Genomic DNA, 15,672 nt, shown 5'->3' with positions numbered 1-15,672 from the left:
GTAATGATTTCAGTTAAACCCTTCATTGTTTAACGATGATATTTTCCTGCGATGGATCAACATGTTGCATCTGCAGTTTTTCAGTAGCGATGCGCTCTACCCGACTGTGATCCCCAAGAGCATTCTCTTCCAGAATCAGGTTGCGCCACTCAATGTCCAGAGCGTCTCTCTCTAAAACAAGCTGCTCGCGTTCGGCGGTCAACAAGCGGGTGCGGTGCGCGGTTGTCACCACGAAAACCGCAGAAACCAGCGAAGCAATCAGCAAAATCAATGGGATCTTGGCGTTGCGCAGCAAATCACCGCCAATGACTCCAACTAAACCGTGACGCTCATTACCAATCACGCGGGCATCCTCTCGGCAATACGCAGCACCGAACTACGCGCACGTGGGTTTTCAGCGACTTCGGCATCTCCAGGCATCATCTTGCCCAGCGCTTTCAGCGTACGCCCGCCCATGCTGCGCAGTTGCTCTTCAGTCAGCGGAATACCCGCAGGAACCTGAGCACCGCGGCTATGATGGCGCATGAAGCGTTTAACAATACGGTCTTCTAAAGAATGGAAGCTGATGATCGACAGGCGCCCTTGTGGGGCCAGCACTTCCAGCGCGCCGTCCAGCGCACGTTCAATCTCTTCCAATTCACTGTTGATATAGATACGGATCGCCTGGAAGCTGCGAGTTGCCGGATGCTTATGCTTATCCCGGAACGGGCTGGCATTGGCGATCAAATCGGCCAGCTCTTTAGTCCGCGTCATTGGCTCTACGAGGTTTCTTTCTACGATGGCGCGAGCAATGCGCTTGGCGAAACGCTCTTCACCGAAGGTTTTTAACACCCAGGCAATGTCGTCTGCTTCTGCTTTCATCAGCCATTCAGCAGCCGACTGACCGCTCGATGAGTCCATACGCATATCCAGCGGACCGTCACGCATGAAAGAGAATCCGCGTTCTGCGTCATCCAACTGCGGGGAAGAAACGCCCAGATCGAGCAAAATGCCATCAATCCGCCCCACTAATTCGCGTTCCCGCACATAGTGTGACAAATCTGAGAATGGGCCGTGTACGATGCTAAAACGAGGATCTTCAATAGACTTGGCGGCTGCAATCGCCTGTGGGTCGCGGTCAATTGCCAGCAAACGTCCTTCCGGCCCTAGCTGGGACAGAATCAGACGCGAATGGCCACCGCGGCCAAAAGTACCGTCGATATATATGCCGTTACTGCGAATATTGAGGCCGTTAACCGCCTCATCCAACAGTACGGTAGTGTGTTTATAATTTTCCAACATGCTTATAGCGACAAGTCCTGTAGCCGCTCAGACAACGGTTCCTGAGTCGACTGTTCTGCGTCAATATCATCCTTGACTTGTTGATACCAGGTCTGTTCATCCCACAGTTCAAACTTGTTGAACTGCCCGACCAGCATCACTTCTTTTGTAAGCCCGGCGTGTTGACGTAGCGTAGTGGCTAACAACAACCGACCGGCACTATCCATCTGACACTCACTGGCATGTCCCAATAACAGGCGCTGAACGCGGCGCTCGGCGGGATTCATACTCGACAGACGGGATAACTTTTGTTCAATAATTTCCCATTCGGGCAGTGGATAAAGCAGCAGGCAGGGCTGGTGGAGGTCAATGGTACAGACCATTTGGCCTTGCGATTGCTCGTTCAGCAAATCCCGATAACGGGTGGGTACGGCAAGCCGCCCTTTGCTGTCGAGGTTAACCATCGTTGCTCCACGGAACATTCCTGAGTTACCCCTTCACGACCGTTTTCACCACTTTACCCCACAAATTCCCACATAATGGAGTTTACGGAGGGTATGAAAACCTTGTCAAGCCAGAGCGCCAGCGCTTTGGCAATATTTCTTCGGTCATTTTGGGAGCTAGCTCGCGAAAGGAACGCTATTTATTAGATGATTAAAAATTAACATCATGATAAACGGGGAGAATTTTCTAAGCGGAAAGAACCTGATTAAAAACCTGACAAATCGGCGATTAATTAACTCAATACTTCCTTCTGCAATCGATGTCTCATTTTTCAGCTCGGCAATCACAGCCCTGTAACCCTGCGCGAGCCGCAGCGGGCAAGGCCCAACGTCAGCTCGCTCTAAAAGTGAAATATGGCATAAGCTATTGAGTTAATAACGCTCAATGGTTATTTCACCCCAAGCCGGGGGCTATTTTACTTCAATTAATGCGCCAGTGATAAGTCAGGCAGAAAAATAAATCACTCGGATATTACGAGGCGAGCTAATTTCGATTTAAATCAATTTAGTAAGATTATTCTCAAAATACCTGTTTACAATTATGGTTTCATTTCCTTACATCATTTATTTCCACAATTTTTAGTGAAAATAATCACCTTGCGACTAAAGATTATGCAACTCATTGTTTTTTATTGAATAGTTTGAATGCATCCATTTTTAATCCCTTCGCGCCATATTCTTCTGCATTCTCCCAGAACAAAAATCACACAACCCCGTTAAATAAAAATATTCAACTACTTAGTTAACACTTGATGAAGGTATAAACTACGTAAAGAATGAAAGACCAGACTTAACATCTTTAAATTAAACAATTAACAGAACATTAACTAATAATCACGGAGATTGCACTATGCTTTCGCCTGTTCCGCATTGGCGTAGCGCCGCCGCCGATACCTTTGCACTGGTGGTGTACTGTTTCATTGCCGGCATGGCAATAGAAATCCTGATATCCGGGATGAGTTTTCAGCAGTCACTCTCATCTCGTTTGCTGTCAATTCCCGTCAATATCCTGATCGCCTGGCCTTATGGCCGTTATCGTGACGCCTTTATCCGCGTCGCTAAACGTCTTCACTGTCATCCTTTTTTACTGCGTAACCTTGCCGACTTGTTGGCCTATGTCAGTTTCCAATCGCCGGTTTACGCGGCCATATTGTGGAGCGTAGGTGCCGACGGGCAGCAAATCATGACCGCAGTAACCAGCAACGCGGTAGTCTCAATGGCGATGGGCGTGGTGTATGGCTACTTTCTCGAATATTGCAGAAAGCTGTTCAGAGTGGCGGGTTACGTATAAGGGGATTCGGCAGGAGTGCAAAACAGCACACCTGCCAGAAGATTATTTGCGGCTCAGGCTGCCACGGCGGAAAAGATTACGGCGAATACGCGTCAGGCCAGGTTTAGGTTTGCGTGGTTCATCCAGGCTGGCCAAGACCAGTTCCAGCACGCGCTCGGCCACATCACGGTGGCGCTGTGCGACTGCCAAGACAGGGCACTCCAGGAAGTCCAACAACTCATGATCGCCGAATGTGGCGATGGCCAGATCGGTCGGCAAACGACCGCGTTGTTTCAGCGTTACATCCATCACTCCTTGCAGCAAAGAGAATGAAGTCGTGAACAATGCTTGTGGCATTGGATGAGTTTTCAGCCATTCGGCAAATAACACCCCCGCCGCCTCACGTTCATAGCTGTTGGCATACAGATAATCGACATGCCTTTCATCATCTTGCCATGCTTGACGGAACCCTTGTTCACGCAGGAAGCTAACGGAAAGCTCCGGCAACGCGCCCAAATACAGCACGGACTCTGCCGGGAATGTACGAAGTTCCTGTGCCAACGCGAAAGAGTCTTCTTGATCGGCACCGACAACGCTGATGAAGTGTTCGCGGTCCAGCGCTCGGTCCAGCGCGATAATCGGCAAAGGATCGTTAGCCCAACGCTGATAAAACGGATGCTCCGGTGGCAGCGCGGTGGATACAATAAGCGCATCAACCTGACGTTGCAGCAAATGCTCAATGCAACGCATTTCATTATCCGGTTGATCTTCCGAACAGGCAATCAGCAACTGGTAACCACGTTGACGCGCCTGACGCTCCAGATAGTTGGCAATCCGGGTATAACTGGTATTTTCCAGATCCGGTATCACCAAACCGATTGATCGGGTTCGCCCAGCGCGCAACCCTGCCGCTACGGCATTTGGGTGATAGTTGTGCTCCCTGACCACGGCCATCACTTTTTCGACGGTTTTATCGCTGACACGATACTGCTTCGCCTTGCCGTTGATGACATAACTGGCCGTGGTGCGCGAAACGCCTGCGAGACGCGCGATTTCATCCAGTTTCACGTTAACCCCTTAATGACGCTGAAAATAGAAGTGAAAGCTATGCTCGGATTAACCATCGCATCCTGTGCGGGTATTCAATCCAGCCTCTGCGATCTAACAGCAGAAAACACTGCTGAGCAACCGCTTTTGCCGAAAGGTGCCAGCAAACAGGCAAAAAACACCGAAAAACAAAGGGCGCAGCCCTGCCACGCCCCTAAATCCTGCTACATTGGGCTTCAACGCATGATTTTATCGCCGCGCGACACGCCAACCACGCCAGAGCGCGCGACCTCAACGATCTCGGCCACTTCGCGCACCGCGTTAAGGAAGGCGTCCAGCTTATCGCTGGTACCGGCCAACTGAACGGTGTAAAGCGTGGCGGTCACATCGACAATCTGCCCGCGGAAAATATCAGCGCAGCGCTTCACTTCCTCACGGCCATAACCGCTGGCTTGTAACTTCACCAACATAATTTCACGCTCAACGTGTGCACCCTGCACCAGTTCGCTAACGCGCAGCACATCCACCAACTTATGCAGCTGCTTTTCGATCTGCTCTAACACTTTCTCATCACCGACGGTTTGAATCGTCATGCGTGAGAGCGTGGGATCATCAGTCGGCGCTACCGTCAGGCTTTCGATGTTATAACCACGCTGAGAAAACAAACCCACCACACGCGATAACGCACCAGATTCGTTTTCCAGCAATACAGATAAAATACGGCGCATGATCAGGTCCTCTCCGTTTTACTTAACCACATTTCGTCCATGCTTCCACCACGAATCTGCATTGGATAAACATGTTCGGTTTCATCGACGGTCACATCGACAAATACCAGGCGTTCTTTTTCAGCCAGCGCCTGCGCCAGCTTGCTTTCCAGCTCATCCGGCGTACGAATGGCAATACCTATGTGGCCGTACGCCTCTGCCAGTTTGACGAAGTCCGGTAAGGAATCCATATAAGATTGGGAGTGGCGGCCGGAATAAATCATGTCCTGCCACTGTTTCACCATACCTAAATAACGGTTGTTAAGATTCACAACAATCACCGGCAGGTTGTACTGCAATGCGGTGGACAATTCCTGAATATTCATCTGGATGCTGCCGTCGCCGGTCACACACACCACGGTTTCATCAGGTAGCGCAAGCTTTACACCCAGTGCTGCCGGCAGACCAAAGCCCATGGTGCCAAGCCCACCGGAGTTGATCCAACGGCGGGGTTTGTCGAACGGGTAGTAGAGTGCGGCGAACATCTGGTGCTGACCGACATCGGAGGTGACATAAGCGTCCCCTTTGGTCAGCCGGTGCAAGGTTTCGATCACCGCCTGTGGCTTGATGGTGCCGCTGTTTTTGTCGTAACCCAGGCAGTCGCGTGCACGCCACTGCTCGATGGATTGCCACCAATCACGCAACGCATCGTGATCCTGCGCTTTGTCTTCCTGCGCCAGCAGTTCCAACATCTGGGTTAACACCTGTTTGGCATCGCCAACAATGGGAATATCAGCGTCTACCGTTTTGGATATTGATGTAGGGTCAATGTCGATATGCAGTACAGTCGCGTCCGGGCAGTATTTGGCGAGGTTGTTGGTAGTACGATCGTCAAAACGCACGCCGACAGCAAAGATCACATCAGAATTGTGCATGGTTTTGTTGGCTTCATAAGTACCGTGCATACCCAACATACCAACGCTCTGGCGGTGTGTGCCGGGGAACGCGCCCAGCCCCATCAGTGTACAAGTGACCGGCAGACTCAGTTTTTCTGCCAGTTCCAGCAGTTCTGCGTCGCACGCCGAGTTGATCGCGCCACCACCGACGTACATAACGGGTTTTTTGGCCGACAGAATAGTATGCAATGCGCGTTTGATCTGCCCACGATGCCCCTGCACCGTTGGATTATAGGAGCGCATACTCACTTCATCCGGGTAAGCGTATGGCATTCTCACCGCAGGACCCACGATGTCTTTCGGCAGGTCAATCACGACAGGGCCAGGACGGCCCGTAGAGGCCAGGTAAAACGCTTTTTTCAGTATGCCGGGAATATCTTCGGTACGTTTCACCAGGAAGCTGTGTTTCACCACCGGACGAGAAATCCCGACCATGTCACATTCCTGGAAGGCGTCGTAGCCAATCAGCGAGCTGGGAACCTGTCCGGAAAGCACCACCATCGGGATAGAGTCCATATAGGCCGTCGCAATGCCTGTAATCGCATTGGTCGCCCCAGGGCCGGAAGTTACCAGCACCACCCCCACTTCACCGGTCGCGCGTGCGTAGCCATCGGCCATATGCACTGCACCTTGCTCATGACGAACCAATATGTGATCGATTCCTCCAACGGTATGCAGGGCGTCGTAAATATCGAGCACCGCCCCGCCGGGATAACCGAATACATGCTTAACGCCCTGATCAATCAACGATCGGACGACCATCTCGGCTCCTGACAACATCTCCATGGGTTTGCCTCCAGGCTAACTTATTCTTATCTGGCGCCGGAACGTGACGCCTGTTGTGGGGCAATACCCCAAAATTTTTATGGATTGACTATAACCCATTAACATAACGTCAGAATATGAGGCAGGCAAACGGCAAAATGACACAGTAAATGAATGGTTACTGTCACAGGCTGGGGATCGGGAATTTACAGAAACAATGCACTAGCCACAGGTAAATCAAGCTAGGCATTGTTTCAGTCAGGCAGATAATTACAGAACTATATCAGGCAAGAATGATGTTGCTCTTTTCGCTGGACACCAGCCCAGTAGATGCCGTTAAGCGGGCTCCTGATACATTGAGTCAATTTCACGCTGATAACGCTGAGAAATCACTTTACGGCGCAGCTTCAACGTTGGTGTCAGCTCGCCCAGTTCCATAGAAAAAGCCGCCGGCAACAGGGTAAACTTTTTCACCTGTTCAAAACGCGCCAACTCTTTTTGCATTTCACGCAGGCGGCTTTCAAACATGTCCAGAATGTGGCTATTGCGCAACAGTTCAAGCCGATCCTGATATTTCAAGTTGATGGACTTGGCGTACTCTTCCAGGGACTCAAAGCTCGGTACAATCAAAGCAGAAACAAATTTACGCGCATCGGCGATGATCGCCACCTGTTCGATAAAGCGATCCTGCGCCAGCGTTCCTTCAAGCATCTGCGGCGCAATATATTTACCGCCAGAGGTTTTCATCAGATCTTTAAGGCGTTCAGTGATGAACAGGTTACCGCCTTCATCAATAGCACCGGCGTCCCCCGTTTTCAGCCAACCGTCCTCCGTAAAGCTGTCAGCCGTTTCCAGTGGTTTATTGAAATAGCCACGCATCACTATTGGACCACGTACCTGGATTTCATTCTCTTGCCCAATACGCACTTCAATTCCCGGTAAGGGTTTACCAATTGAGCCAAAGCGGAAGTTGCTTTCCTCCCAACAGGAAACCGTGGCGCAAGTCTCAGTCATGCCATAACCGTATTTGATGTTAATGCCCATCGCCTGAAAAAACAGAATGACGTTGTCGTCAAGTTTGGCCCCTGCCGCGGGTAAGAAACGCACCCGCCCGCCAAGTATGCCACGCAGCTTGCTCAGCACTAGCTTATCGGCCCAACGATGGGAAAGATCAAACAGCTTACCCAAAGGCTTACCGGCGCGTTCCTGCAGGAATTTGCGCTCACCGCAAACAATGGCCCAATGGAACAACGCACGCCGCAACCACGGCGCACGTGCAACCTTTTCATGCACTGCACTGAAGATTTTTTCATAGAAACGCGGCACAGCGCACATCAGCGTTGGACGCACCGACGCCATGGCCTCACGCACCCAGTCGGTATTGGGTAAAAATACGTTCTGTGCGCCGGAGTGCATGATAAAAAAGCTCCAGGCACGTTCAAACACATGTGACATCGGCAGGAAACTGAGAGAAACATCCTCTTCATTCACCGTCAGCCGCTCATCGTGCAGATAAAGCTGCGCAGCCAGATTACGATAATCCAGCATGACCCCTTTTGGCTCGCCGGTGGTGCCAGAGGTATAGATCAGTGTGAACAGATCACTCAAATCACAATCGGCGATACGCTGCTGCCGCTGCGATTCAACAGCGGCAAGGTCAGCTTCCAGCTCGAAGGTATTCAGGTGCTGTGCAATTTCGCAGCCACGCAGATCGACAGCGTCATCAAACACAATAATATGGCTTAGTTGCGGACACACGCCACGCAATGCAATAGCGGCATCCAATTGGGCCTGCTCACCAACAAACAGAATCCGTATATCAGCATCATTAATGATAAAAGCTGCCTGGGCCGCCGTATTAGTGGCATACAACGGCACACTAACACCACGCAATTGCAGAATGGCCAAATCAACCAGTGACCAGGCCATGCAGTTGTTAGCAAAAATCGCGATACGTTCCTGCACGTCAACGCCCAACGCCAGTAACGCACTAGCGATGTGGCTGATATGCGTATCGACCTGTCGCCAGGTCAGCTGCGTCTCACCATTCGGAGACCATTGGCGAAAAGCTGTGCGATCGGCACGGTGGGAAACTTGGTGCTGTATACGGTGAGTCAAATGGTATTGCAGCAAATTATTGATCATAGCGCTCTAAGCCTGAAATGAATCAAACAGTTAACCTTGGGCAGGACGGTACATCCTGCATCTCAGCTTACACGTGTTTACTTTTTTTCGCGCAGTCTACCTACTCTCTGGCAGCGGGAAAAGAGTTTTCAGCGTCGAAGTGTGCGCTAAAACTGAGATTAATTTCACCACGTCCATTCGTTTGGACAAAAGGAAGGTTAAAAGGTTTGGTTCAGGCTACAGAATGCATGTCAGGCAGCAGCGCCCTACCAACAGGTAAAAACACTAACCATTATTAAAATGTCAGGATATAATTTCATAATGGCTGTTTTCGGTAAAACTATCGAAAAAATCAGGAAGTAGTTAATTAAAAACACTTAGCTCAAGATATATCTTAGAAAAATCCAAGATAATTCCTAATAAACAAACAGCAAAAATTATTCCCCCAATCGGGAGATAACCGCCTCGGGGGTAATAACCAGCTATTTACTCAGTTATCTCAGGCTGACTCAGCATAGATTTCAACCATTGATGCCCCTTATCACGCTCAGCCGATTCATGCCAAGAAAGATAACATGTGGCCTTGTTCTCAAACCAAGGCAAGGGAATATATTTCAACTGTAACTTTTCAGCTTGCTGCTGAGCTAGCCAAGCGGGAACAATAGCAACCATGTCAGTATTGGATACAATGTTCAGTACACTATATAAATCCGTACACTGCTGAGTGATGACCCGCCGCATCGTGTCTTCTATATAGTAAGGTTTACTGAATGAATAAAATCCCTCAAGCGAGACGACAGCATGCTGCTCCGATAAAATCTGTTCCGGTGTGATGTCGATATCTATTCTCGGATGTTTCTGAGCCAAGACTAACATCAGCTCATCCTCAAAAAGCATGACATTGTTAAATTCAGTAGATTCGAAATTTGCATAACCAATGACAAATTCCACATCCTGATAACGCAATTGGTTGTCAATGTTACTTGTTATATAAGACTTTATTTTTAAATGCGTTTGTGGCGCAATTTCTTTAACATGGTTGATTATTGTTGCCCCCAAACGTAAATCAAGCGGGCTGCAAAGTGCAACAGAGAAAGTGCGATCACTGGTGGCAGGTTCAAACTCCGCCCCTGGCAATTCATTTTGCACTAACTGCAACGCTTGGCGCATAGGGCCAAACAGCTGCCTCGCCCGTGCCGTGGGCTGAATACCACGTCCACAACGTACAAACAGCTCGTCATTAAACATCAGCTTCAAACGTGCCACGGCGTTACTCACCGCGGGTTGTGACATCCCCAAAAAGCTCGCCGCCCGCGTAATATTCTGCATTTGCATAACGGCGTCAAACACCGTAAGTAAGTTCAGATCGACGCTACGCAGGTGTATATCACCTACCTCTTTATCAATAACAACTTCTGAATTACATTCCGACATATCCCACTCCACTAAGTCCTATTTAGATAACTCAAACGAATATAATAAAAACAATGATTGAAACATCACTCTCTTGATCACACACGAAAAAGTTAGTTATCTCCCGCCTTTCCATTTAAAAATTGGCTTGAGCATCATCCTATATAAAAACATGATTAAAGGTTAAATCCTGACGTACGTCTCATTTCTTTTCTTTGCAGCAGACAGAAAATTATCATTGGCTGTTCAACAAATAATCATAAATAACTTATCGTTATAATATCATCTAACACCTTTATCACTAACTGGTCAGATCACAAGAAAATAAAATACAAAAGCACAACATGTCAAATGTCTATTTTTATCCGTTGATATCCATATTTTATAACTCATTCACAAGATACATAAAAAAAGAAAACACATTGACGCTGGAAATACAAAAGAAGGAAAAGCGCTCTTTTAGCATCACGAGACCGATGGTTAGACACGTTTAATTTTAACCAAATGAAAATCAGAAGCAATTGCGACAATATACATTCAGTTAATTTATGCTGAGACGCCCGCAAATCACTCATGATTTTTTATCTGATAATATCATTTTTTGCCGAATTATCGTCTAAAGCACGATATCAGTTAATCACGTATGTAAAGACCATCCCCATTTTCAATCAGGTGTTGACATAGCCAAGCCAATAACGTATCAAATTAGACAACGACATTATTTTAGAGAAGTTGAACCGCTATGAACCGTACTTACCGTCTACTAGGCCTACTACTTAACGCATTTTCTTTGCGCGGTATGCCGGTGGACGCAGTTCAGAGCTGATTCAGCCCACGACATAACAAACCCGCGCTACTGCGCGGGTTTTTTTTTACCCGCTTAGCGTGAAATAAACACGATAAGGAACGCCCTGATGAGCCAACAAGTCATTATTTTCGATACAACGCTGCGTGATGGTGAACAAGCGCTGCAAGCCAGTCTGAGCGTGAAAGAGAAGATTCAAATTGCGATGGCGCTGGAAAGAATGGGAGTCGACGTCATGGAAGTCGGTTTCCCAGTATCTTCACCGGGTGATTTCGAATCAGTGCAAACCATTGCTCGTCAGATTAAAAATAGCCGTGTGTGTGGCTTGGCCCGTTGCGTAGATAAAGATATCGACGTCGCGGCCGAAGCATTGCGCGTTGCCGAAGCCTTTCGTATTCACGTATTCCTGGCTACCTCAACCCTTCATATCGAATCGAAACTGAAGCGCTCGTTCGACGAAGTGCTGGAAATGGCGATTCGGTCGGTGAAGCGTGCACGCAATTACACAGACGACGTAGAATTCTCTTGTGAAGATGCAGGCCGTACGCCGATCGATAACCTGTGTCGTGTGGTGGAAGCGGCGATTAATGCTGGCGCTACAACCATCAATATCCCTGACACCGTAGGCTACACCACACCGAATCAGTTTGGCGGCATCATCACCACGCTGTACAACCGCGTACCTAATATCGATAAAGCCATTATTTCTGTCCATTGCCATGACGATTTGGGCATGGCAGTTGGTAACTCTATCGCCGCGGTTCAAGCTGGCGCACGTCAGGTTGAGGGGACGTTAAACGGCATTGGTGAACGTGCAGGCAACACCTCGTTGGAAGAAGTGATCATGGCGATCAAAGTGCGCCAGGACATCATGAACGTGCACACCAATATCAACCATCAGGAAATTTTCCGCACCAGCCAAATCGTCAGCCAGCTGTGTAACATGCCGATCCCAGCCAATAAGGCGATTGTGGGTTCCAATGCTTTCGCACACTCATCCGGTATCCACCAAGATGGTGTCCTGAAAAATCGTGAAAACTACGAAATCATGTCACCGCAGACCATCGGTCTGAAAGATGTGCAACTGAACCTGACCTCCCGTTCCGGCCGTGCTGCAGTAAAACACCGTATGGAAGAGATGGGCTACAAGGAACAGGACTATAACCTGGATAACCTGTACGCCGCATTCCTGAAACTGGCCGACAAGAAAGGCCAAGTGTTCGATTACGATCTGGAGGCATTGGCCTTCATTAATAAGCAACAAGAAGAACCAGAGCATTTCAGCCTGGACTACTTCAGCGTGCAGTCAGGCAGCAGCATCATGGCTACCGCATCGGTGAAACTGATCTGTGGCGAAGAAGAAAAGGCCGAAGCGGCCACAGGCAATGGCCCGGTTGACGCAGTTTATCAAGCCATCAACCGCATTACCGGTTATCCGATCGAACTGGTGAAATACCAGTTAACTGCCAAAGGCCAGGGCCGTGATGCGCTGGGCCAGGTTGACATCGTCGTGTCCTACAACGGCCGACGCTTCCACGGCGTGGGTCTGGCGACCGACATCGTGGAATCCTCAGCCAAGGCGATGGTTCACGTATTGAATAATATTTGGCGCTCTCAGCAGGTAGAAAAAGAAAAACAGCGTCTGCAACAAAGCAAACATCAAAATAATCAGGAAACGGTGTGAACATGACGAAGACTTACCACATTGCCGTCTTACCCGGAGACGGAATCGGTCCAGAAGTAATGGCCCAAGCGCGTAAAGTGTTGGACGCAGTGCGTCAGCGCTTTGATATCCGCATCACCGAAGCCGAATATGACGTCGGTGGCATCGCTATCGACCGCCATGGTAGCCCGCTGCCACAAGCTACCCTCGCAGGTTGCGAGCAAGCCGATGCGATCCTGTTCGGTTCCGTGGGCGGCCCGAAATGGGAACACCTGCCGCCGGCCGAACAACCTGAACGCGGCGCGTTGCTGCCACTGCGTAAGCACTTCAAGCTGTTTAGTAACCTGCGTCCCGCTCGTCTGTACCAAGGGTTGGAAGAATTCTGTCCACTGCGCGCAGACATCGCCGCCCGTGGGTTCGATATCCTGTGTGTGCGTGAATTGACCGGCGGTATCTACTTTGGCCAGCCGAAAGGCCGTGAAGGCCAAGGTATGCAGGAACGTGCCTTCGATACTGAGGTCTATCACCGCTTCGAGATAGAACGCATTGCACGCATCGCCTTTGAGTCCGCCCGTAAACGTCGCAACAAAGTCACCTCTATCGACAAAGCCAACGTGCTGCAAAGCTCGATCCTGTGGCGTGAAGTGGTCAATCAGGTTGCTAAAGATTACCCGGACGTGTCGCTGTCACACATGTACATAGACAACGCCACCATGCAGCTGATTAAAGATCCGTCCCAATTCGACGTGCTGCTGTGCTCCAACCTGTTCGGCGACATCCTGTCCGACGAATGCGCCATGATCACCGGTTCAATGGGTATGCTGCCATCAGCCAGCCTGAACGAACAAGGCTTCGGCCTGTATGAACCCGCGGGTGGCTCTGCGCCAGACATCGCGGGCAAAGGTATCGCTAACCCGATCGCTCAGATCCTTTCTGCCACCCTGCTGTTACGTTACAGCCTGGGTGCCTTTGATGCGGCTGATGCCGTAGAACGTGCCATCAACCAGGCGTTGGAACAAGGTTACCGCACTGCCGATCTGGCCGGTGAAGGTAAAGCGATCAGCACTGATGAAATGGGTGACATTATCGCCCGCTTCGTAACTCAAGGGGCATAACATGGGCAAAACCTTATATCAAAAGCTGTACGATGCCCACGTGGTGTACGAAGCCCCGAACGAAACACCATTGCTGTATATCGACCGTCATTTGGTGCACGAAGTCACTTCGCCGCAGGCGTTTGATGGCCTGCGGGCCATGGGCCGTCAGGTTCGCCAACCCGGCAAGACTTTCGCCACCATGGATCACAACGTCTCGACCCAGACCAAAGACATCAACGCCAGCGGTGAAATGGCACGAATTCAAATGCAGGAACTGATCAAGAACTGCGCGGAATTTGGTGTCTCGCTGTACGACCTGAACCACCCGTTCCAGGGGATCGTGCACGTGATCGGCCCTGAGCAGGGTATGACTCTGCCGGGTATGACCATCGTGTGCGGAGACTCCCACACCGCAACTCACGGGGCCTTCGGCTCGCTGGCATTCGGTATTGGTACCTCGGAAGTCGAACATGTACTGGCGACCCAGACGTTGAAACAGGGCCGCGCCAAAACGATGAAAATTGAAGTCACCGGGGATGCCGCCGTTGGCATTACCGCCAAAGACATCGTACTGGCGGTGATCGGTAAAACCGGCAGCGCCGGTGGTACCGGTCACGTAGTGGAATTCTGCGGAAAGGCGATCGAAGCGCTGAGTATGGAAGGCCGCATGACCCTGTGCAATATGGCGATCGAAATGGGTGCCAAAGCTGGCTTGGTTGCACCAGATGACACCACCTTTGATTATCTGAAGGGCCGCCAGTTTGCGCCGACCGGTAGCAACTGGGAACAGGCTGTCAGCTACTGGCGTACTATGAAGTCCGATGACGATGCCAAATTCGATACTGTGATCAGCTTACGCGCAGAAGATATTGCGCCACAAGTCACTTGGGGCACCAACCCAGGCCAGGTGATTGCCGTCAATCAGGTGATCCCTGCACCGGAATCCTTTAGCGATCCTGTCGAACGCGCCTCTGCCGAGAAAGCACTGGCCTATATGGACCTCAAACCGGGTATCAAGCTGACTGACGTGCCGATCGACAAAGTGTTTATCGGTTCATGTACCAACTCGCGCATCGAAGATCTTCGCGCAGCGGCAGCGATCGCCAAGGGGCGTAAGGTTGCCAACGGCGTTCAGGCAATCGTGGTGCCTGGTTCCGGCCCAGTGAAGGCGCAGGCAGAGGCGGAAGGCTTGGATAAAATCTTTATTGAAGCCGGTTTTGAATGGCGTCTGCCAGGTTGCTCAATGTGCCTGGCGATGAACAACGACCGCCTGAACCCCGGCGAACGCTGTGCGTCCACCAGCAACCGTAACTTTGAAGGGCGTCAGGGCCGTGGTGGACGTACTCACCTGCTCAGCCCTGCGATGGCTGCTGCGGCGGCCGTTGCCGGTCATTTCGCCGATATCCGTGATATTCACTAAGGGGCTAACGTGTCTAAATTTACTCAGCATATCGGTTTAGTCGTACCTCTGGACGCGGCTAACGTCGACACCGATGCCATCATCCCAAAACAGTTTTTACAGAAAGTAACGCGTACAGGTTTCGGCCAGCACCTGTTCAACGACTGGCGTTTTCTCGACGATGCCGGTCAGCAACCGAACCCGGAGTTCGTGCTGAACAAACCGCGTTACAAAGGGGCCAGCATCCTGCTGGCGCGTGAAAACTTTGGCTGTGGTTCCTCACGTGAGCATGCGCCTTGGGCACTGACCGATTACGGTTTCAAAGTCGTGATCGCACCCAGCTTCGCTGATATTTTCTATGGCAACTCGTTCAACAACCAGTTGCTGCCTGTCACACTGAGCGAACAAGAAGTCGATGAGTTGTTCAAACTGGTGGCCGACAATGAAGGTGTGGAGTTCGTGGTTGATCTGGAAAATCAGACCGTCAACGCAGGTGGTAAAAGCTATCCGTTCGAAATTGACAGCTTCCGTCGCCACTGCATGATCAATGGGCTGGACAGCATCGGTTTGACGTTGCAGCACGAAGCGGATATTTCCCGCTACGAAGCACAGCAGCCGGCGTTTCTGAACTGATCATCGGCTACTAATACCCTACATAATTGG

14 protein-coding genes are annotated in these 15,672 nt (G+C 50.3%); 6 read left to right on the top strand and 8 right to left on the bottom strand.

What is annotated here, in order from left to right; translation table 11 throughout:
* Nucleotides 1–22: 22 nt before the first annotated feature.
* Genes ftsL through mraZ form a run of 3 tightly spaced genes read right to left on the bottom strand, consistent with a single transcriptional unit; the run spans nucleotide 23 to nucleotide 1,742 of the window.
* Entirely contained in the window at nucleotides 23–343 is a 321-nt protein-coding gene (ftsL, locus tag SGBXF1_RS03460) for a cell division protein FtsL (RefSeq protein ID WP_012005204.1), read from the bottom strand.
* Entirely contained in the window at nucleotides 340–1,281 is a 942-nt protein-coding gene (gene rsmH, locus SGBXF1_RS03455) for a 16S rRNA (cytosine(1402)-N(4))-methyltransferase RsmH (protein ID WP_037420800.1), read from the bottom strand. Before rsmH ends, ftsL begins: the two co-directional genes overlap by 4 nt.
* A 2-nt stretch (nucleotides 1,282–1,283) precedes the next feature.
* Nucleotides 1,284–1,742, bottom strand: a complete 459-nt coding sequence (gene mraZ, locus SGBXF1_RS03450) for a division/cell wall cluster transcriptional repressor MraZ (protein WP_037420797.1) — start codon at nucleotides 1,740–1,742, stop codon at nucleotides 1,284–1,286.
* A gap of 871 nt (nucleotides 1,743–2,613) precedes the next feature.
* Between mraZ and SGBXF1_RS03445 the strand changes: the two genes are divergently transcribed.
* Nucleotides 2,614–3,054, top strand: coding sequence for an L-alanine exporter AlaE (locus tag SGBXF1_RS03445; protein WP_186427821.1), 441 nt, complete (start codon nucleotides 2,614–2,616; stop codon nucleotides 3,052–3,054).
* A gap of 42 nt (nucleotides 3,055–3,096) precedes the next feature.
* Here the strand turns inward: SGBXF1_RS03445 and cra are convergent, their stop codons facing one another.
* From cra to leuO, 5 genes are all read right to left on the bottom strand, one after another.
* Entirely contained in the window at nucleotides 3,097–4,101 is a 1,005-nt protein-coding gene (gene cra, locus SGBXF1_RS03440; RefSeq protein ID WP_020825201.1) for a catabolite repressor/activator, read from the bottom strand.
* 215 nt (nucleotides 4,102–4,316) lie between these two features.
* The gene (ilvN, locus tag SGBXF1_RS03435; protein ID WP_004950121.1) at nucleotides 4,317–4,808 is read right to left on the bottom strand and encodes an acetolactate synthase small subunit; all 492 of its coding nucleotides are present in this window, start codon (nucleotides 4,806–4,808) and stop codon (nucleotides 4,317–4,319) included.
* Between the two features lie 2 nt (nucleotides 4,809–4,810).
* Complete coding sequence (gene ilvI / locus SGBXF1_RS03430; protein ID WP_186427820.1) at nucleotides 4,811–6,529, bottom strand: acetolactate synthase 3 large subunit; 1,719 nt, start codon at nucleotides 6,527–6,529, stop codon at nucleotides 4,811–4,813.
* Between the two features lie 315 nt (nucleotides 6,530–6,844).
* Nucleotides 6,845–8,653, bottom strand: a complete 1,809-nt coding sequence (locus tag SGBXF1_RS03425; protein WP_186427819.1) for an AMP-dependent synthetase/ligase — start codon at nucleotides 8,651–8,653, stop codon at nucleotides 6,845–6,847.
* A 465-nt stretch (nucleotides 8,654–9,118) separates the two neighbouring features.
* Nucleotides 9,119–10,066 carry a transcriptional regulator LeuO gene (gene leuO / locus SGBXF1_RS03420; RefSeq protein ID WP_061807357.1) on the bottom strand — a complete coding sequence of 316 codons (948 nt, stop codon included), beginning with the start codon at nucleotides 10,064–10,066 and terminating at the stop codon, nucleotides 9,119–9,121.
* Nucleotides 10,067–10,787: 721 nt separating this feature from the next.
* Here leuO and leuL point away from each other — a divergent pair.
* The 5 genes from leuL (at nucleotide 10,788) to leuD (ending at nucleotide 15,642) form a co-directional block, all read left to right on the top strand.
* Nucleotides 10,788–10,871: a leu operon leader peptide gene (gene leuL / locus SGBXF1_RS24015; protein ID WP_186428459.1), complete on the top strand. Its 84-nt coding sequence runs from the start codon at nucleotides 10,788–10,790 to the stop codon at nucleotides 10,869–10,871.
* An 88-nt stretch (nucleotides 10,872–10,959) separates the two neighbouring features.
* Entirely contained in the window at nucleotides 10,960–12,534 is a 1,575-nt protein-coding gene (leuA, locus tag SGBXF1_RS03410; protein ID WP_061807358.1) for a 2-isopropylmalate synthase, read from the top strand.
* 2 nt (nucleotides 12,535–12,536) lie between these two features.
* Entirely contained in the window at nucleotides 12,537–13,628 is a 1,092-nt protein-coding gene (gene leuB, locus SGBXF1_RS03405; protein WP_037420782.1) for a 3-isopropylmalate dehydrogenase, read from the top strand.
* A gap of 1 nt (nucleotide 13,629) precedes the next feature.
* Nucleotides 13,630–15,030 (top strand): 3-isopropylmalate dehydratase large subunit, encoded by a 1,401-nt coding sequence (gene leuC, locus SGBXF1_RS03400; RefSeq protein ID WP_037420779.1) that lies wholly within the window; start codon nucleotides 13,630–13,632, stop codon nucleotides 15,028–15,030.
* Nucleotides 15,031–15,039: 9 nt separating this feature from the next.
* Nucleotides 15,040–15,642, top strand: a complete 603-nt coding sequence (leuD, locus tag SGBXF1_RS03395) for a 3-isopropylmalate dehydratase small subunit (protein WP_037420776.1) — start codon at nucleotides 15,040–15,042, stop codon at nucleotides 15,640–15,642.
* Nucleotides 15,643–15,672 lie beyond the last annotated feature (30 nt).

The organism is Serratia grimesii (assembly GCF_900186025.1).
Classification (GTDB): Bacteria; Pseudomonadota; Gammaproteobacteria; order Enterobacterales; family Enterobacteriaceae; genus Serratia; species Serratia grimesii.
Note: the sequence above shows the minus strand (reverse complement) of the source record. Positions and strands in the feature narration are given on the sequence as shown.